We start from the raw sequence: 17,555 nt of genomic DNA, 5'->3' as shown, positions 1-17,555 counted from the left end.
GGGGCATCCCCGGCGCACACGGTTCGTAGTCAAAGCAACCATTTGTTTTTGGTGATGCTGGCCTTTGTTAAGTGGGAAGCCTTACGGCTGTCCACATCAAAAAATCATTTTGCTTTAAAGAAATTGCTGACGCTAAATGCAACTAAGTTGGCTTTGCAGGAACTCAACAGCCTCAAAAGTCAATCTACTCTATTGGCCAAGGCTGCGTAACATCAGTTAGTAAGTAGTGGTTTGAATGGTTACCTGGTGGCCGGCTGCTGCCAATAGGAAGGTACGCTACAGGAGTTGACTGATGCGCCCTGATAATCAACGGCGGATAGGCTTTACCGGAATGTGCAGGGATCGCTGTTTACGGTTCGTCCTTCGACCCGGGAATAACCTGGCTCGATTGACTATTCTGATCCTGGTGCTGCAGTGTATATTGATGTACTAAATAGATTTTTGGCAGACTACTCACCAGCAGGGAACCTGTGCTGGAAGCAAGCCCGGCGTCTGTAGCCGATGTACGTGGGTGTTCGTTGGTCATTTAGGTTCCTGATTTATATCGATAAAAATACTGCTAACGTGCAAGGCTCCTGGCTGATTGGCCAGTTTGATTAACGGCCTGCCTGGGGAGTAATTTTCCGCCTACATGAACCCGTACATTACCTAAAATTGATCCGATTGTGATTTCATTTGAAAAGCTAATTTCAGAACCGTAGCGGGTAACCCTTCAGAACAAGCCAGATGTACTAACTGGATGAACCCAGGTTGGTTACTGGCAATCTGATCGTCCCTGATTCGACAGGCCTTTAGGAAAGTATTGGTAAAAATAATTGCGGACTCCTCGACTGGTAGATTGGCCGTTAAAATGAGGCCCCATAGTTTAGCGGCATAGCGATCATAACAAAATTCAAACGCCTGCTGATCCGGAGCTTGCGATTTGGGAATCAATGATAGCATGACGGCAGTTGATGGAACAACAAAATTGGCGGAATCAAGCCATACAGATTATGACAAGCTCGATAGCCACTAATGATAACCATCAGGAATGGGTATGATCATTGTCTGCTCTGATACCGATCAATGTCAGAAATTCAGTGTTTCAGACTTATTTTCATCAATAGCGTGCAAACATGAAATTTCAGTTCGGACGCTTGGGCGCAGGTAACGAATGATTCGGATGGTTATCCCCGTAGGTCTTCACAACAAAACTCCCGTCTACGATAGCCTCCCCGTTGATGCTATTGGTAACGTGTTCAACCACTACCTGATCGGGCGTGAGGGTATTCAACCGGATGGGCAGGTGAAACAGGTAGCCGTTCGCTACCGTATCGGTTGTCAGCTCTCCGAAACTCAGTTTATCCCGGTCTTGCCAAGGACTTTCTTCAGGTTTATGATGCTGATGCCCGCTACGCCTTTATCAGCGGCCCGTCGGGTATAATGCACGGTAGCGAGTAGATAGTAGGTTTCCGTATAGTCCCGTACGGTTGGCCGAAAATTGATTGTTGAATTAGCGCCTTACCCGACTCATCGAACGGGGGTGCTTTTTCGGCAATGACCATACGGACTCGTTGCGCCGAAACAGGCCAAAGCCCAACACGGTGGTAGCGATCAGGCTGCCGATAATTGGGAAGTGATTGACCAACAGATGCCAGTGCGCTCCATTTAAATTCATACCAGTAGTTAGTTAGAGCCAATACAAACCGGTCGTTTTCCGCCGAAATCGCGCGGGTTAGGATGCCCGGAACGTACGCATCAGCGCGTCGGTGTGGGCCAACCGTAGCATTACCGGTTCAGAAAAAGGCAATAAGTAATCAAGCGTGTTGGTTCATCGTTTCTTCCTGTTGCGTACTTCATTCACTGAGTGGCAAAGTTATCCATGTACTGACTCCGCTCTGCTGACCGATATCGGGTATGGATATGATACCCGGCAGGGCCAATCAAGATTGATCTGGGTAAATTGCCTTACCAAAATGACCATGACCAGCGGGCAGTGCCTGATGATGGACGGGAGTATGACCACAATAAATAAGGCCAAATCATAGCCCGGAACAGCCCACGGTCGAATAGGATAACTATCTATTTAACAAATGATTGATCTAAGCCTGGGTATGTTCGTTACGCCGGTTATCGCCCTGACGGCTGTTGTATCGTTATACGTCTTTTTCCTGAAAAAAACCGTCGATAAATCATTCGGGCGGTTTGTTAGCGGGGGTGCCATGCTGGCATTTTTGCTGAATTTTACCTGGGAACTGGGCCACTATTCCCTGTATAAAGACTTCGTTTATGATCGGGAGCACGTCGCATTTCTGGGGCTGGCTTCGCTGGCTGATACCATCATGGCCGGACTACTTTATTTCGGATTCGCGCTCATCTACCAGGACGGGGTTTGGATCCAGCACCTGACGGTTTCCCGGACCATCTGGCTGATTCTGGTGGGTGGTCTCGGAGCTGCCGTGTCGGAAATAGCCCATCTGTCAGCCCACAACTGGGCTTATACGGATCGGATGCCGCTTATTTTTGGCATTGGCCTGACGCCCCTGCTCCAATTTTCGATGCTACCGTTATTGATTTATTGGCTAAGTCTCCAGCTGTCAGGCTATAAAACGGTTCATACAGCCGGTTATCGACCAACCGGTGAGGCATAAACGTAACGGGAGAAGCCCAAAATAGCTGATGAATACCACACGCAACTTATTTCTGGTCAAGCTGCTCCACACGGTGATATGGGCCTTTTTTGTTACGGTTATCGGCTATGTCGTGTATTGCGGTATTGCCGATGACATCAGCCGATATACCTGGCTTGCCGCCGGGCTCGTCATGCTGGAGGGGTTGGTGTTGCTCATTTTTGGCGGGCGTTGTCCGTTGACGATACTGGCCCAAAACTATTCTGATTCGGACCGCGACAACTTCGACATCTTCTTGCCCAACTGGCTGGCGCGTTACAACAAGCTGATTTTTACATCGCTCTATGTGGCGGGGCTGATACTGGTGGGTTATCGACTGCTGCATCGGGGGTAGTACTCAATACGCACGAGGCTGGTAGTACTCAATGTCGCGCAGGATAAAGCGGGCGTAGGGCAGTTCTTCGTCGTCAATGACCCAGGCAGCACTCGCCTGAGTGGGCACGCGCAACCCGTGCCAGTCGTGGTAATCCGACAAACGACACAACCAGGTTTCGAGCTGTGTCTCGTCGCTGTATCGTTGGGCCTGACACCGCACCAGTTCATCTTTTTCGTTGAAACTCATCAGGCAGGAAACGGTCAGACCTTGATCGGTGAGGGTAAGCGTGGCCGAATAATCGTCTACCGGCGACCAGACAGCCTTCCCTCCGGGCAGCAAACTGGTAGGAAACCAGACCGCTTCGGCCAGCCAGCGCAACAACTCACCCTGATCGAAGCTGGGGCCGCTGCCATGCACAATCGGCAGCACGCCCAGCAACCGCACGGTCAGGCTACCCCGCCCCGCCACGTATTGATCCCGCGCACTGAACCAGGTGGTTTGGCCAATCCAGATGTAATTGGGGGTATCGGCCCGAAAATACTCCTCGCCCCTAATAGCGATCCAATCCTTTTTTAAATCCGTTTTGAATTGGCCATCGTGCCAAAGCCGGACCGAACGAAGGTAAGGTTGGCCGGGTTTGAGCACGTGCCGAAAATACCGTTGTACAGGTGCGGGCAGGTCGACTAACTGGGCTGGGTCGTAGGTCTTAGCTGGGCCGGTATCGGCCAGCGAAAATAGTTCTGCCACGTCCCGGCACATTTGGCGGGCCACGAGCCAACGGCCGGCCAGTAACGCGGCAACCGGGAGGGTTAGGACCGAGAGAATCAGACGATTAGTGTTCCGTTTCATATGAATTTCAGTTGGTGCTTCGCGGCAGAATCGCTTTATAAACCTCGATCCAGCCCACACCCACCAGAGCAGCCAGGGTGCAATACCCAAAAGCCGGGGCCGAAATCAACGAAAATCCGAATAGCTGCCGAGCGCCGGGAATGAATAGCGTGGCCAGTAATAAACCGAACGTCAGGCCAAGCATCAGCCAAAGCATCCAGTTTGGTACCCGTATTGTCTGGAAGACCGACTGCGTAAAAGACCGGTTTACCAGTGTCAGGACGATATTACTCAGCACCAGTGTGGTAAAAACCGTGGTCCGGACCGCCGTAATCGAGTCACCCCGCTGCATGGTCACGTAGTACATCCCCAACACGGCCAGCGTGATCCCCAGTCCCTGCGCGAGGCTTCGGTACAACTCCCTGCCCGCCAGAAATGTATCGGTCAGCTGGCGGGGTGGCTGCTTCATCTGTCCCGCTTCGGCGGGTTCGTTCTCAAACGCGATGGAGCAGGTCGGCCCCATGACCAGTTCCAGAAAAATGATATGGATGGGACTGAACAGGTTGGACCATTTCCAGCCTGCCAGCAACGGCACGGCCACCGTCAGAATAATCGGGATATGGATGGAGACGATGTAGGCAACGGCTTTTTTGAGATTCTGGTAAATCCGGCGTCCCTGAGCGATGGCATCGACCATACTGCTCAGATCATCGTTGACCAGCACCAGCGACGCGGCCTGCCGGGCTACTTCCGTGCCGCGCTGTCCCATCGCCACGCCAATGTGGGCCGCTTTCAGGGCCGGGCCGTCATTCACCCCATCGCCGGTCATGGCTACCACGTCCCCATTCCGCTTGAGGGCTTCCACCACCCGCAGCTTGGCTTCGGGAAACATACGCGCAAACACCGCCGTTTGCGCGGCCTGCTGCTGGAGTGTCGATTCATCCAGAGCCATCACCTGCTCACCCGTCATCAGGGTATCGGCACCGGGCAGATCCACTTGACGGGCAATAGCTTGGGCCGTTTCGGGGAAATCGCCGGTAATCATTTTCACCCGGATACCCGCTTCGGTAAACGCCCGAATAACGGCACCCGCATTGGGTTTGGGGGGATTTTCGAGGGCCACCAGTCCCAGAAATGACCAGCTAAAATCATCCTGTTCGGCCGGAAAATCAGCCGATACTTTTGTGCCTTTGGCTACCCCCAGTACCCGATACCCATCTTCCGAGAGTTGTTTGGTGACGCTGCGTATTCGTTCCGCCATGGCTGGTGCCGGTTGGCAAACCGCCAGAATATGCTCAACGGCTCCTTTGCCGGCAATCAGTTCACCCGTGGATGCCTGCCGAACGTGGGTCATCATGGGGGGCGCACCGGCCAGCGGGTACTCATGTACCATCGGATACGCATCTTTACTGGCCGACGGATCAATGTCGGCCCAGGCCGCAACGATGGCTTTTTCCATGGGGTCGAAGGGGTCTGTTTCGCTGGCCCAGCGCGCGTAGGCCAGTACCGATTTGGCCGTTTCGGACAGCCCTCCAGCCAACTCGATGAGCGAATCCGTCGCGTCATCATACAGTTGCCGCAAACTCATCCCGTTCTGCGTGATGGTGCCGGTTTTATCGGTACAAATCACCGTTGCTGAACCCAGACTTTCAACCGTCTGGGGCTGTTTTGTCAGTACACCCAGTTGGCTCAGCCTGACGGCACCCAGGGCCATAAAACTGCTGAAGGCAACCGGTATTTCTTCGGGCAGAATCGACATGGCCAGCGTCAGACCAAACAGCAGGGCCGTAATCCAGTCGCCGGAGCGAGCGAAATTTACCCCCCACACCAGCGCGAAAGCCCCCACGCCAATCCAGGCCATACGCATCACAAACTGGTTGATTTGCCGTTGCAGGGGCGTTTTTTCGGTCTGTATCGTGTCGAGGCTGCGCCCAATTCGTCCGAGTTCAGTTTTGTCGCCAACGGCCGTAACAACTATCCAGGCGCTACCCGACGCCGTATTAGTGCCCGCAAAAACGGTATCGCCAACGGCTTTTGCAGCCGCTACCGACTCGCCGGTCAGGATGGATTCATCGACCGAAAAGTCGTTGGTTTCCTGGGTTGTGCCATCAGCGGGAATACGCCCCCCTTCTTCAATCAGTACCGCATCACCCACCACGATATCTTCGATGGGCAGGCTAACGAGCGCGCCCGCCCGCTGAACCTGGGCTTTGGGCTGGGTCAGGTCGCGCAGCGCACCCAACGCCTGATTGCTCCGAATGGATTGATACACCGAAATGCCCGACACGAGCAGCAGGGCCACGATGAGCGTAATGGCCTCTTCGAGCTGCCCCAGCACAAAGTAGACGGTACAGGCCGCCACCAGCAATAGAAACATCGGCTCGGTTACGACTTCTTTCACCGTCGTTAGCAGGCTCATGCCCGACTTTGTGGATAGTACGTTCCGGCCATGATCCGCCCTCGAACGGTCAACTGCCTGATCGGTTAGTCCCCGAGGGGGTAGATTAGCTGTCTGCACCATAGCATTGAAAAGCGGATTTTGTAGGAATAAAAAGTACGTTCGCCATGCGGTAAGCTACGACCTTATGTAACCGCACCTGCTGACCTTGAATAGCCGAACACCTGATACTTGTCAGGCAGCGAATCTGGTCTTTCAGGATGATTAACTAGCCAGAAACCGGCACAGCCACTTCAGGCTCTGCCAGCGGGATTGGTGTGCGTACTGGGTGCCGGTTTCGCAGACGCCGGATGAGTTTACTGATTTCTATCGTCCAGAACGTACTGCTTGACACGGCCAGGGTTATCCCTAATTCATTGAGCGTTAAGGGTTGCGTGCTAAAAAGGGCATTAAAAAAGGGCAGATAAATAATCAAAAGTTGTAGCCCCATGGATAAAGTAACCGCGCCCAGCATGGGTTTGTTCGATAACAGGCCAATGCTGAATACCGACAATCGGTGGGAGCGAATGGCCAGGGCATTACCCAGTTGACTAAAGCAAAGCACCGTAAACGTCATTGTTTGCCAATGACCAATTCCGGATTGGATAGACCAGGCCTCCATGCCTAGGGTTGTTGCCCCAATCAGTAACCCAACCCAGCCGATAAACCACAGCAGCGGCTGACCGTCCCGCCCATTGGCAAAAATAGACTGCTGAGGGTCAATGGGGGGGCGCTGCATGCTGTTGGGTTCAGACGGTTCGTAGGCCATGGCCAGACCGGGCAACCCATCGGTCAACAGATTGACCCACAAAATGTGAATCGCCAACAGGGGGATGGGTAGCCCCAGAAAGGGCGCTAGAAAAATAGCCCAGATTTCGCCCGCATTGCCGGACATGATGTAGCGGACAAACTTGAGGATGTTGTCGAAGATCCGGCGTCCGTGTTTGACCGCTTTGACAATGGTTGCGAAGTTATCATCCAGCAGAATCATGTGGGCGGCTTCTTTGGCCACCTCCGTGCCACTAATTCCCATGGCGATACCGATGTCGGCGTGTTTCAGGGCCGGTGCGTCATTGACGCCGTCGCCGGTCATGGCCACAAACTGATGGCGGGCCTGCAACGCGCTGATAATGCGCAGCTTCTGTTCGGGATCGACCCGGGCGTACACGCGCACCTTTTCGACGATGGCATCGAAGGCTGCATCGTCCAGTTTAGTCAGCTCCGAACCCGTAATGACCAAATCATCGGCAGTTGAGCGGATGCCCAGTGTTTCAGCGATGGCTTTGGCCGTCAGCTTATGGTCGCCGGTGATCATGACGGGAATAATACCCGCCTGTTTGCATTCGGTTACGGCCTGCCGGGCTTCGTGGCGGGGTGGGTCGATCAGGCCGATGAAGCCCATAAAGGCCATACCCGATTCTATGGTTTCGGGGGTTACGGTGGCAGGCAGTTTGGGGAGCAGCCTGGCCGCATAGCCCAGCGTCCGCAAACCCTGTTCGGCCAGGGCATCGACGCGTTTTCTGAGGTCAGGAATCGTGGCTTTCTGGCTGGCGTCCAGTTGCCCGATCAGCGCCCCTACGGCTCCTTTGGTGATACACAAAATGCCCTGCCCGGTCTGGTGCAGCGTAGTCATGCACTTGCGATCGGAGTCGAACGGCAGTTCGGCAATGCGCGGCAGCCGGGTTTCGAGTTTGGTTCGTTCAAAGTCCCGATCGGCGGCATATCGCGCCAGGGCGACTTCCGTGGAGTCGCCAATCCAGTTGCCATCGTCGTCTTTCGCTGCGTCATTGTTGAGCGCCATAGCCGTTAGCAAACCGTCGCCGTTGGTTAAAACGGACAACCCAAAATCCGGGGATTTATCGACTTTCTCCACCGTCATTTTGTTGAGTGTCAGGGTACCCGTTTTGTCGGTGCAGATGTACGTGACGGAACCCAGCGTTTCAACGGCGGGCAGTTTACGAACAAGGGCATTGTCTTTCACTAACCGCCGGGCACCCAGCGACAGCGCAACCGTAACAACGGCCGGTAGCGCTTCGGGAATGGCGGCAACGGCCAGGGAGATGGAAACCAGCAGCAGCGCCGGTAACGGCTCCCCCCGCAGCCAGCCAACCCCAAAAAAGATAACGCAGAGTACCAGCACCGCCACCGACAGGCGCTTGCCAAAGACGGCCAGTCGTTTCTGCAGGGGGGTAGTGGTCTGGTCCGTTTGAATCAGTCCGGCAATTCGTCCCAACTCGGTGTTCATGCCCGTCGCGACGACGTACCCCTTAGCCCGGCCATTGGTCACGAACGTGCCTTTGTAGCCCATGTTCAACCGATCGCCGAGCGGATAATCCCCCTTGGGAAGCCGTTCTGACTTTTTCTCAACGTTGGCAGACTCGCCCGTCAGCGATGATTCATCGACTTTCAGGGCGTGGGTTTCTATAAAACGGACATCGGCGGGGATGATATTACCGGCCTCCAGCAGCGTTACATCGCCGGGTACCAGTTCTGCAACCGGTTGGGTGCTAACCTGATTATCCCGTAGTACCTGTGCCTGACTGGCTGTCATCTTTTTCAGGGCGTCCATGGCTTTGTCGGCCCGGTACTCCTGGGCAAATCCGATCAGCGCATTCAGCCCGACAATAGCCAGAATAACATAAGCGGAATTTAGCTCACTCACCAGCACCGATATGATGGCGGCCGCGATGAGCACCAGAATCATGACATCGGTAAACTGGTGTATGAGCAGTTGCCAGACCGTTTTCTGTTTGGCCTCCTCAATCTGGTTCCTGCCGTATTTGGCCAGCCGTTGGTGAGCTGTTTTAGCATCCAGCCCGGCAGGTTTGGTATTCAGCGTTTTAGCTACCTCGGTTACTGATGTAGTGTAAAAATCCATACGAAAACCATGAGAAATAGAATGACAATACGCGCCTTGTGTGGTCAGGCTCTGCGGTTGGTACCGACTGAAAATCAGTTGCTCTTAGGCCATACCAGCAGCGGAATAGTGGTCTGAGAAGAATAACCGACGGCGTTGCCTGACGAAAAAAGCCGATAAAAAAAGCCTTCGTTTTGCTTCGTGAACAGGACGATCATTGATGGCTTCGCTGTTTTCACGGCCAGCTGGATATGGGTGATCATCGTTTGGGTCAGATCAAAGGCCTTTACGTGTACTTCAACAGGGTAATCCGAAACCGTTTGGGCAATTGTCCTGATGATAGTCGGATCAATTGTCGGCTCCGACGGCATACTAAAATGCACCATACTGACCCTGGCGGCCAGTGGTCTGGCAAAGTTGACGACCTGCTTTAGTTCCGGTTCCAGTCTGGACAGATCGGATGCGTACAGAATGCTGGTTAGTTTACTCACCCGGTAACTACCCGGCACGGCAATCACGGGAATGCCTGACTGGTTAATGAGATTGGCCGTCGTTGTGCCGAAAAACTTTTCGAGCGTTCCCGCCCCATGCGTACCGACACAGATATAGTCAACGTGGTGATCAGCGGCATAATCCATGATGGCACTGTCGGTAAAGGCTGAATTTTCTACCACACCCGTATACTCAGGGATTTTGAGGCCGGAACTCTGGTAGACGGAAGCAATAAAGTGCTCCAGCGCTACACGGGCTTTCTCCATCTCATTTTTTTCATACTCAGCATACGTTTCCACCCGCCAGGAGGTTGGCCTCATGACAGTAACAACATGCAGTATGACAAGGGCAATTTCGTCCTGAGAAGCTAGTTGACCAGCGAAACGTAAAGCCGCTTTAGAATTGGGGGATAAATCGGTTGTGACAAGAAATTTTTTCATTACAATGAGTGGGTTTATTGATAATTCCTCCCCTGATGATTGGGTCTGTCAGGTCAAAGACCGTCGCAATAATTCCGCATTCAGGACCACGATTACGGTGCTTCCGCATCAGCATAGCAACCAGAGGCATCATGCCTGGATCGGACTGGCCAAACTGCCGGCCGGGAAACGCGCTTACCATTCGGGGCAGAAACAGCCAGCCGCCATACACATTAGCTAATCGACGCCAGCATCACTGGCCTGCGATAGGTAACCTCCAAGCGGTAGAGCCAACCAACTGCTGAAACATCATCGACAGCTAGACGCCGGGTACCGACAGCACCAGACACACCCTGAACCGGCGCAGAAAATCGGCAATCATGGTCCGTATCGGCACATCGCCATGATCGAGTCCTGCCATGTGGGCATGGTTCATCAGGCTATGATCCATTTGGTCGGACAGAACCCTTTGGAGCGGCTTGCCGACATTATAAATCGCGAACCTGATATTCGATAAGCCCCGTTGATGGTTAGCACACGTTCGTTCGTTTCGGTCATAGGGAATGGTACCTGTTTTCGATACCCAACCCCACCGATGCCAGTGTGTCGCAGGTAGCCGTATAATCGACATGGCAAATACCCTGTATTCCCAGGCCCTGCGCTACACTGACAAACATCGGCTGGTCATCAATGTAAAGCACCTGACTGGCTGGTACCTGGGCAATGTCGAGGGCTACCCGAAAAATATCTGCGTCTGGTTTACGGAAGTGGACGAAGGACGATGAGATAAAAAAATCCACGAACGCATTGAGCCGAAACGTTTGAATCCGGTAGGCATTCAGTTCACGGCCTTCGTTACTGACCACGGCTATTTTTAACCCATATCGCTCTTTCAACTGCTGTACCAGCCCGATCATATCGGGGTAGGGTTTCGATTGCGAGAACATGAACGCCCGAAACGTATCCAGCGTAAACGACCGGGGTTCATGAAAGACGACCCGGTCGAGGTATTCTTTCATGGTGAGCTTGCCGACCTCGTAAGTATCAAAGGTCAAATGGTGCCGTTCTTCAAGTTCCGCCCAATCCAGACCGAACGTATCAGCCGCCAGCTTACGCGATTTATGCCCCCAGCCGTTGGTCAGGAGTACCCCGCCAATGTCCAGAAATAAGGTGGTAATTGGTTGCTCAGTTCGCTGGTGATTTTGGTCGCTCATCGTTTAATTATTTACCTGGTAATCTGCGAAATGGGGATTAAAGGGTAGCATTCGCGTTCGATAACTCGTCGACCAACTCGGGTAAATCATCACCACCGTCGTCGTACAGCGTCAGCAGCGGTACTAAGGGCGTATAAGCCTGCGTGCGCGGGTGATGCTGTGCCGGCAGTGTACTGGCTACCCCTTTGAAGTGGGGAATCGTTACCAGCAGATCGACCACGTGCCCCGCCAGATACGCATCGATACCATCTTTGGGACTGAGTGCCTGCAAATGGGCTACTTCGGGTTTGACAGGGGCCAAAAATTGCCTGATATGGATTTCCTGCTCGGGATAGATTATCTTTTTGTCGGGTGTTTCGATGCTCAACAGGGTAAGCAATGCCCCTTTCAGCGTGACAAGTTCCTTTAGTGGGCTAAGCAGCTTGCTGTTCTTCAGGCTGGCAAAATCAATGGCCAGCACAACCTGATAAACGGGTTTGATCCGCGCGGTGGTTGGTACCACCAACACGTTCGCTTTAAGCCGGTGGATGAGGGCAATGGCATTATCCCCAAACAACTCATTGACACTGGCCGTTACGGGGCCGATCACCACAAAGTCATACGGCTCCTCCCTGACCATCTGCTCCACTATATCCAGTGGTTTCCCGGACTTAGTCGTTGAGCGGAAGGTATGCCAGTCATTAGCGGCCTGCAGGCGCAATTCCGTAACAATAGCCTGTAGTTGCCGGGTAGCCTCTGAGCGGTCTGATTCGGCCGTGTGTTTTACGCCATTAAAACTATCCGCGTGGGATGGCAGGACGTTGACCAGATGAAAGTCGGCGAGGGTATCGGAGAAAAACGAACGGGCAAAGGCGAGGGCATTGCGGGAAGCTTCCGAAAAATCGGTCAGCACAAGAATCTTTTTCATACGGTATTGCGTGGTTTAATACAGTTGGGATGTCATTAAACGGCGGCCAGCACCGGAATGGTGGTCAGGCGAACTACTTCCTGTGTGTCCGATTCCAGCAGGGCCGTACGCAGCCAGTTATGGGGTTTGGGGAGCAGCATGATCATATCGGTTTGGTGGGTCAGGGTGTACTCGTTCAACACATCGCTAAGATCATTTCCCGCCAGGAAGTGGACGGTATGCGGCTGATCGGCCAGCAACACAGAAATACCGGCTGCCGCTTTTTGCAGGGTTTCATCAGGCTCATCCTCCATGCAGATCACGTCCAGTTTTACCGCCAGCAGTTGGGCAAACCATTTGGCGCTGGCCAGTGCCAGCGCATCTATCGGGTTTGACAGATCAATGGCCAGCACGATTATTTTCGGTTTTTGATAAGCGGCACCAGGGGGTACCAGCAGCATGGGTACCTTGGTACGAGGGATCATTTTTAGGGCCAGACTCCCCAGTTGGCGGGCTTTCAGGGGATCGTTGCCGGCAACACCCATAACCAGTAAGTCCGCTTGCAGACTGGCTGCTTCCTCAACGATGCAGTCTGAAAGCGAGCCGGGCCGGGCCACCACCGATATATCGACCGGCCAGTTGGTGGCGTCCAGCATTTTGTTGCGTAAAATACTAAGCTGACCCATTGTCTGCTCATACTGCCTGGTGCTCTCTGTGGCCATCAGATCAGGGGGCATTGTTAGGTTTGGGATGGGTTCGTACGCATGGATCAACACGAGTCGGGCGTGTAGCTGCCGGGCCAGTTCAAGGGCGTAGTCCGTAGCCCAGTGGGCATTAGCGGAAAAATCAGTAGCGACTAAAATCGTGTTCATGGTCAGTAAGGGGTTGGTTGTCAGGTAACGTGTACTTAGGGCTATCCGGCGGGTTGCCGGGTTTCTGGCCCGAATTGAATTGGCCAGCGGAGTTTTCGTGGTTACTCAACCACCATCGTATCGGTCAGCAAGGGGTTCCCCGTACTGGCTGCCCAACCGGAATCTTCATGCTCCAGGGACGCCTGCTCCAGATAGGTCAGGTTGTTGAGGGTCGTGTGCGCAATCTGCTCCATGGCTTCCCCGGTAAAAAATCCCTGATGCGCCGTAACCAGCACATTTGGCAGGTGGGTCAGGGTGTTCAGATTGGCATCGGGCATATCTTTATTCGACCAGTCGGTAAAGAAGTAGTCGTCTTCCAGTTCATACACATCAGCGCCGAGCGCGCCCAAATGACCGCTTTTGAGCGCCTTTAGTACCGCTGGGGTATCCAGCAGACCGCCCCGGCTGGTGTTGATCAGATAGGCGCCGGGTTTCATTTCCGCCAGCGTGATGTCGGTGATCAGGTGGTACGTTTCGAGGGTCAGCGGACAATGCAGCGATACAACATCGGCTTCAGACAGTACTTCATTCAGGGGCAGATACGCCACCCCGAGCTCTCGCAACACGGCCGAGCGTACCTTGTCATAAGCCAGAACGCGGCAGCCAAAGCCCAGCATGATCCGGGCAAAGGCGGTTCCGATCTTACCCGTACCGATCACGCCTATCCGCTTGCCATAGAGGTCAAACCCCATCAGCCCGTCGAGCGTGAAGTTGTTCTCTTTGGTACGCTGATAGGCCAGGCAGGTCTTCCGGTTCAGCGACATCAATAACGCAACGGCATGCTCAGCCACCGAATGGGGCGAATAGGTTGGCACGCGCATAATACGGATACCCAACTGTTGAGCCGTCTGGACATCTACCTGGTTATAACCCGTGCAGCGCAGCGCCACCAGCCCAATACCAAGCTTTCCCAATGCCTGAAGGGTAGGGCGGGTCAGCTGGTCGTTGACAAATACGCAGATCGCCTGATGACCAGCCGCCAAATGGACCGTTTCGGGCGTTAAGGCCTGGGGTAGAAACGTTAGCTGATGCCGCTGATTGCTATTGGCCGCTTCCAGAAAAGGTTGCTCGTAGGACTGACAGCTAAAAAAGGCGATGTTCATAGTTGCAGGTGTTTATTGCGTTCGGTGTCAGACAACCGCCAGCAGCGGAATGTCGGTCAGACGCGCCACGCGCTGGGTTTCCCCTTCCGACACCAGTTTCCAGAACCAGCTCCTCGTTTGTGGCAGCATCATGATCAGATCGGCTTTGCTGGCGTGCGCAAAGTCCAGCAGCGTGTCGTAAATTTCATCTCCGCCCTCGATGGTCAGGGTATGGGGTTGCTGAACCAGCAGGTGCCGAATGTGTTCAGCGCGGTGCTTCACCTCGTCATCGTTGGGGGTATCGCTGATGCACAGCACATTGATGACACTACCAAATGATCGGGCGAAACCTAAGGCCGTATCCAGCGCAATGGCGTCCGGGGGTGCCGACAGGTCAATGCCCAGCACTACGTTTTTCACCCCGGCATACGTACCGTCAGGGGGAATTAACAGTAACGGAACGGTTGTTTCGGCCACCATCTCCGTGGCAATACTACCCATAAGCTGCGCACTTTGCGGAGCCGTACCCACGGTAGACATAATCAGCAGATCGGCCTGTTTCGCTGTTGTAACCTGACGGATGGCGTTCATCGTATGCCCTTCCTCGGCCACGCACCTGATGGGCACATAGGTGCCAAGCTCTTCCCCCAGCTCATCGGCCAGGCGGTATAACTGGGTTTCGCTACTCTCGCGCCTTGCCGTTACGGATAGCTCAAAGTCGCCCGTTTTGGTCGGATTGTCGGTCCAGACATGAAAGGCGTGTACCAGAATCAGCGTCGCTTTCTGGTCTTTGGCCAGTTGAGCAGCGAAGCTGGCGGCCCGGCGGGCGCCAGCCGAAAAATCGGTAGCCAGAACGATTGTTTTCATGGGCTAAAACGAGTAAGGCCGGATTATGAAAAACCCGGAAGGCCGGGCCGGTGAACAATTTTGTTACGGAATAAAGGTAGGGCACCCGCCATGCGCAGGGGCTGATCCTCATCAAGCGACAACCTGACGTTTATCAATAGCAATGGCTTTGCTGATTCGCCATTGCCCGTCGGTTGAAGGCCTTTACCGCTTACCCGGCAAGCGTTCTATGCTGTTTCGCCGTTATTTTTGAGCCTGCTATTTTCATTTTATAATAAGTCTTTTTTCATTTGCTCAAACTGCTCTTTGTTGATTTTCCCCCGGGCATATTGCTTTTTTGCCAGTTCAATGGGCGTTTCCGTATTCCGACCGTTGCTGGTTTGGCGGTAATTTCTCACGAAGAAAAAAACAACGAGAATGACAAGGATCGGTATAAACCACATCCCCCATCCCATGCCCCAATAGTGTCCGTTCATCATTTCAGTATCGGTTTAGTCTGTTAAAAAATCACAATCCATCTGCTTTAATATGACAATCTGCGGTTGCGTGTAAAGCCATTTGTTTGGAAAATAGTCTATGACAAAGGCGTGTTGCTGATTATCTGTCATTTTTTGGTTTGGCGGCTATTTCTCATAAAGAAATAGACAGCGATAATAACAAGGATCGGTATAAACCACATCCCCCATCCCATGCCCCAATAGTGTCCGTTCATCATTTCAGTATCGATTTAGTCTGTCAAAACATCACAATTTGTCATTGTCTCAAAGGCTTACTTATCAACAGTGTATGCACTTACCCACTACGTGCTTTTCAAAAGCCTAAAACTGTTGCCTTAAAAAATGGTCTTTCACAAAGGCATATTGCTGATTTTGCGTCATTTTATTTGATTGCTTAATCTCGATTTTTACGTGCTTAAAATGGTAATCGGCTTGTAGCAGGTTAAAAAGCTCAGTTTTGGCATCGGTTGGTCCGAAGAGAATGACCTCATTATATTCTTTGATGATCTCCCCTAAGTTTTTATAATAATCAGCTTCTTCGTGCTGCTCTTTGTTATTCGTCAGTTTTTCGCTCCGATGCAAGCTTTGTTCTTTTTGTTCATGGGTAAAGGGCCAGTCAATGGTTGTTCCCATAGGTTCACCGGTGAATGCCATTACGTTGGCACTGAAATGGTCCATCCAAATGCCTACTCGTTTTGGTTCTGTTATGGTATACATAGACTGGGTAATTGCTGAAAATGAACGGGGTTATGGAGTGCCTCATACGGCCATTCCTCCATGAGTTATCGGGCCAGATACCCACCATCAACCGGGTAATACGAGCCCGTAACAAAAGAGGCTTTATCTGAGCAGAGCCAGATGACCAACTCGGCCACTTCTTCCGCTTTGCCTAACCGGCCAATCGGGTGCAATCCAATCAATTGCTGCTTAACATCAGGTGGTAGCTGGCTCAGTAATGGGGTGTCGATGTAGCCGGGACCAACGGCATTGATGCGAATATTTTTTGGCGCGTATTCAATCGCGGCCGTTTGGGTCAGCCCCACCATACCGTGCTTGGCTGTCACGTAGCCGGGCGAACCCGCCGTGCCGACCTGGCCCAAAATGGAAGCCATGTTCACAATCGTACCCGAGCCCTGTTTGAGCATCACGGCCAGTTCATACTTCAAACAGAAGAAAACACTGTTGAGATTTACGTTGATGATCTGTTGCCAGCCGTCGAGACTATAATCGGCGGTCATATTCAGCTCACCACCAATCCCGGCATTGTTGCAGGCCATATCGAGCGAGCCAAAGGCATCGACCGTTTCCTGCACCAGTTGCTGGCACTGCACCGGATCGCTGACGTCGGCCCTGAAAAAACGAGCCTTGGTGCCGGCGGCACTCAACTGGTCGGCGACCTGTTGTCCCTGAACCTGGTCAATATCCGAAACCATCACATTGGCTCCGTGCTGGCCAAAGAGCAGGGCAACGGCCTTACCGATACCCGAAGCAGCCCCGGTTACCAGTGATGTCTTTCCATTTAAGTCATTATTCATAAAAAAAATATAACGTTGAGTAAGATTATCTTTTATACTGATCCACCCTGGATGTCGTCCTGCACACCCTTCACAATCCGTTTCTTTTGTAGTTTTTGCGCAATGGCCGCCACAATGGGGTCGGCAGATGGGCCATATCCATTGGTCAGAACGCCTTTTATGTGGTAGTAGGCCGAGGAAAGAGCATACAGAATGGCTTCATCATCGGGATTAGTGGCTCCCTCAAACCGGTATGTGCCATCAATCAGATAAGCATCCGGGTCATGCCAGAGGGGGTTCATGTTCTGTTGGTTCAGGTCTTCCGTATAGCCCTCGTTCCGAAGCTGGCTGAGCACCTGGGACAATGTATCTGGCGATTCCATGACCGAATATAGTTACTGATGTTACGCATGGTTGATCTATCTGTAGCAACCTCTTTCTAAATTTACTCAAAAACACCACAAAAAGCGCTCATGGAGTTTATATCCCCTATTTTTGACCTCTACTCGGACTATTTGCTGGTCAATCAGAACCAGCCAACAGCCACCCGACTATCGGCACTGGTGGATGGGAAACTCTCCCATGAT

The 17,555-nt window shown here is 52.8% G+C and carries 20 protein-coding genes and 1 pseudogene; 4 read left to right on the top strand and 17 right to left on the bottom strand.

From position 1 onward, the window contains the following. Window positions 1–210 (top strand): annotated as a pseudogene (locus B157_RS38825) (IS701 family transposase); the annotation flags it as partial. 139 nt (window positions 211–349) lie between these two features. Here the strand turns inward: B157_RS38825 and B157_RS38000 are convergent. Together B157_RS38000 and B157_RS0103750 are read right to left on the bottom strand one after the other, a co-directional pair. After that, complete coding sequence (locus B157_RS38000) at window positions 350–526, bottom strand: hypothetical protein (RefSeq protein WP_020602045.1); 177 nt, start codon at window positions 524–526, stop codon at window positions 350–352. A 122-nt stretch (window positions 527–648) separates the two neighbouring features. Then, on the bottom strand, window positions 649–942 hold the full coding sequence (locus B157_RS0103750) for an RNA polymerase sigma factor (protein ID WP_020602044.1): 294 nt from the start codon (window positions 940–942) through the stop codon (window positions 649–651). A 220-nt stretch (window positions 943–1,162) separates the two neighbouring features. On the opposite strand from B157_RS0103750, the gene B157_RS0103745 reads away from it, so the two are divergent. After that, on the top strand, window positions 1,163–1,423 hold the full coding sequence (locus tag B157_RS0103745) for a hypothetical protein (RefSeq protein ID WP_157618298.1): 261 nt from the start codon (window positions 1,163–1,165) through the stop codon (window positions 1,421–1,423). A 69-nt stretch (window positions 1,424–1,492) separates the two neighbouring features. Here B157_RS0103745 and B157_RS37995 read toward each other — a convergent pair whose 3' ends face one another. After that, on the bottom strand, window positions 1,493–1,657 hold the full coding sequence (locus B157_RS37995) for a hypothetical protein (protein ID WP_157618297.1): 165 nt from the start codon (window positions 1,655–1,657) through the stop codon (window positions 1,493–1,495). A 415-nt stretch (window positions 1,658–2,072) separates the two neighbouring features. Here B157_RS37995 and B157_RS34330 point away from each other — a divergent pair, with 415 nt between their 5' ends. Next, the gene (locus B157_RS34330) at window positions 2,073–2,630 is read left to right on the top strand and encodes a hypothetical protein (protein ID WP_020602042.1); all 558 of its coding nucleotides are present in this window, start codon (window positions 2,073–2,075) and stop codon (window positions 2,628–2,630) included. Window positions 2,631–2,658: 28 nt separating this feature from the next. After that, window positions 2,659–3,003, top strand: a complete 345-nt coding sequence (locus B157_RS0103735; protein ID WP_020602041.1) for a hypothetical protein — start codon at window positions 2,659–2,661, stop codon at window positions 3,001–3,003. Window positions 3,004–3,006: 3 nt separating this feature from the next. On the opposite strand, the gene B157_RS0103730 is transcribed toward B157_RS0103735, so the two are convergent. From B157_RS0103730 to B157_RS34315, 14 genes are all read right to left on the bottom strand, one after another. Next, entirely contained in the window at window positions 3,007–3,834 is an 828-nt protein-coding gene (locus tag B157_RS0103730; protein WP_020602040.1) for a DUF6544 family protein, read from the bottom strand. Between the two features lie 7 nt (window positions 3,835–3,841). Further along, window positions 3,842–6,334 (bottom strand): cation-translocating P-type ATPase, encoded by a 2,493-nt coding sequence (locus B157_RS0103725; protein ID WP_041951885.1) that lies wholly within the window; start codon window positions 6,332–6,334, stop codon window positions 3,842–3,844. Between the two features lie 145 nt (window positions 6,335–6,479). Continuing rightward, the gene (locus B157_RS34325; protein ID WP_020602038.1) at window positions 6,480–9,128 is read right to left on the bottom strand and encodes a cation-translocating P-type ATPase; all 2,649 of its coding nucleotides are present in this window, start codon (window positions 9,126–9,128) and stop codon (window positions 6,480–6,482) included. Between the two features lie 74 nt (window positions 9,129–9,202). Then, window positions 9,203–10,039, bottom strand: a complete 837-nt coding sequence (locus tag B157_RS0103715) for a universal stress protein (protein ID WP_020602037.1) — start codon at window positions 10,037–10,039, stop codon at window positions 9,203–9,205. A 298-nt stretch (window positions 10,040–10,337) separates the two neighbouring features. Beyond that, the gene (locus tag B157_RS39995) at window positions 10,338–10,469 is read right to left on the bottom strand and encodes a hypothetical protein (RefSeq protein ID WP_020602035.1); all 132 of its coding nucleotides are present in this window, start codon (window positions 10,467–10,469) and stop codon (window positions 10,338–10,340) included. A gap of 103 nt (window positions 10,470–10,572) precedes the next feature. Next, window positions 10,573–11,232 carry an HAD family hydrolase gene (locus tag B157_RS0103700; protein ID WP_020602034.1) on the bottom strand — a complete coding sequence of 220 codons (660 nt, stop codon included), beginning with the start codon at window positions 11,230–11,232 and terminating at the stop codon, window positions 10,573–10,575. A 37-nt stretch (window positions 11,233–11,269) separates the two neighbouring features. Then, the gene (locus B157_RS0103695) at window positions 11,270–12,139 is read right to left on the bottom strand and encodes a universal stress protein (protein WP_020602033.1); all 870 of its coding nucleotides are present in this window, start codon (window positions 12,137–12,139) and stop codon (window positions 11,270–11,272) included. A gap of 35 nt (window positions 12,140–12,174) precedes the next feature. Next, complete coding sequence (locus tag B157_RS0103690) at window positions 12,175–12,990, bottom strand: universal stress protein (protein ID WP_020602032.1); 816 nt, start codon at window positions 12,988–12,990, stop codon at window positions 12,175–12,177. 101 nt (window positions 12,991–13,091) lie between these two features. Continuing rightward, a complete protein-coding gene (locus B157_RS34320; protein ID WP_020602031.1) occupies window positions 13,092–14,132 on the bottom strand; it encodes a 2-hydroxyacid dehydrogenase in 1,041 nt (346 codons plus the stop codon). A 27-nt stretch (window positions 14,133–14,159) separates the two neighbouring features. Continuing rightward, the gene (locus B157_RS0103680) at window positions 14,160–14,978 is read right to left on the bottom strand and encodes a universal stress protein (RefSeq protein WP_020602030.1); all 819 of its coding nucleotides are present in this window, start codon (window positions 14,976–14,978) and stop codon (window positions 14,160–14,162) included. A gap of 248 nt (window positions 14,979–15,226) precedes the next feature. Next, window positions 15,227–15,436 carry an SHOCT domain-containing protein gene (locus B157_RS37090; protein ID WP_020602029.1) on the bottom strand — a complete coding sequence of 70 codons (210 nt, stop codon included), beginning with the start codon at window positions 15,434–15,436 and terminating at the stop codon, window positions 15,227–15,229. Between the two features lie 339 nt (window positions 15,437–15,775). Then, a complete protein-coding gene (locus B157_RS0103660) occupies window positions 15,776–16,171 on the bottom strand; it encodes a hypothetical protein (protein ID WP_026308467.1) in 396 nt (131 codons plus the stop codon). Window positions 16,172–16,236: 65 nt separating this feature from the next. After that, window positions 16,237–16,989: an SDR family NAD(P)-dependent oxidoreductase gene (locus B157_RS0103655; protein ID WP_020602025.1), complete on the bottom strand. Its 753-nt coding sequence runs from the start codon at window positions 16,987–16,989 to the stop codon at window positions 16,237–16,239. A gap of 32 nt (window positions 16,990–17,021) precedes the next feature. After that, the gene (locus tag B157_RS34315; RefSeq protein ID WP_020602024.1) at window positions 17,022–17,351 is read right to left on the bottom strand and encodes a hypothetical protein; all 330 of its coding nucleotides are present in this window, start codon (window positions 17,349–17,351) and stop codon (window positions 17,022–17,024) included. Between the last annotated feature and the right edge of the window lie 204 nt (window positions 17,352–17,555).

Origin of the sequence: Spirosoma spitsbergense DSM 19989, from assembly GCF_000374085.1 — a bacterium.
Classification (GTDB): domain Bacteria; phylum Bacteroidota; class Bacteroidia; order Cytophagales; family Spirosomataceae; genus Spirosoma; species Spirosoma spitsbergense.
Note: the sequence above shows the minus strand (reverse complement) of the source record. Positions and strands in the feature narration are given on the sequence as shown.

Bases quoted from the DNA above. Each gene is read 5' to 3' on its own strand.
- B157_RS0103660 (WP_026308467.1), bottom strand. From the start codon at position 16,171: ATGTATACCATAACAGAACCAAAACGAGTAGGCATTTGGATGGACCAT.
- B157_RS39995 (WP_020602035.1), bottom strand. From the start codon at position 10,469: ATGGATCATAGCCTGATGAACCATGCCCACATGGCAGGACTCGATCAT.
- B157_RS0103750 (WP_020602044.1), bottom strand. From the start codon at position 942: ATGCTATCATTGATTCCCAAATCGCAAGCTCCGGATCAGCAGGCGTTT.
- B157_RS34330 (WP_020602042.1), top strand. From the start codon at position 2,073: ATGATTGATCTAAGCCTGGGTATGTTCGTTACGCCGGTTATCGCCCTG.
- B157_RS0103680 (WP_020602030.1), bottom strand. From the start codon at position 14,978: ATGAAAACAATCGTTCTGGCTACCGATTTTTCGGCTGGCGCCCGCCGG.
- B157_RS0103730 (WP_020602040.1), bottom strand. From the start codon at position 3,834: ATGAAACGGAACACTAATCGTCTGATTCTCTCGGTCCTAACCCTCCCG.
- B157_RS0103700 (WP_020602034.1), bottom strand. From the start codon at position 11,232: ATGAGCGACCAAAATCACCAGCGAACTGAGCAACCAATTACCACCTTA.
- B157_RS0103735 (WP_020602041.1), top strand. From the start codon at position 2,659: ATGAATACCACACGCAACTTATTTCTGGTCAAGCTGCTCCACACGGTG.
- B157_RS37995 (WP_157618297.1), bottom strand. From the start codon at position 1,657: ATGAATTTAAATGGAGCGCACTGGCATCTGTTGGTCAATCACTTCCCA.
- B157_RS0103695 (WP_020602033.1), bottom strand. From the start codon at position 12,139: ATGAAAAAGATTCTTGTGCTGACCGATTTTTCGGAAGCTTCCCGCAAT.
- B157_RS38000 (WP_020602045.1), bottom strand. From the start codon at position 526: ATGACCAACGAACACCCACGTACATCGGCTACAGACGCCGGGCTTGCT.
- B157_RS0103655 (WP_020602025.1), bottom strand. From the start codon at position 16,989: ATGAATAATGACTTAAATGGAAAGACATCACTGGTAACCGGGGCTGCT.
- B157_RS37090 (WP_020602029.1), bottom strand. From the start codon at position 15,436: ATGATGAACGGACACTATTGGGGCATGGGATGGGGGATGTGGTTTATA.
- B157_RS0103725 (WP_041951885.1), bottom strand. From the start codon at position 6,334: ATGGTGCAGACAGCTAATCTACCCCCTCGGGGACTAACCGATCAGGCA.
- B157_RS0103745 (WP_157618298.1), top strand. From the start codon at position 1,163: ATGGTTATCCCCGTAGGTCTTCACAACAAAACTCCCGTCTACGATAGC.
- B157_RS0103715 (WP_020602037.1), bottom strand. From the start codon at position 10,039: ATGAAAAAATTTCTTGTCACAACCGATTTATCCCCCAATTCTAAAGCG.
- B157_RS34320 (WP_020602031.1), bottom strand. From the start codon at position 14,132: ATGAACATCGCCTTTTTTAGCTGTCAGTCCTACGAGCAACCTTTTCTG.
- B157_RS0103690 (WP_020602032.1), bottom strand. From the start codon at position 12,990: ATGAACACGATTTTAGTCGCTACTGATTTTTCCGCTAATGCCCACTGG.
- B157_RS34315 (WP_020602024.1), bottom strand. From the start codon at position 17,351: ATGGAATCGCCAGATACATTGTCCCAGGTGCTCAGCCAGCTTCGGAAC.
- B157_RS34325 (WP_020602038.1), bottom strand. From the start codon at position 9,128: ATGGATTTTTACACTACATCAGTAACCGAGGTAGCTAAAACGCTGAAT.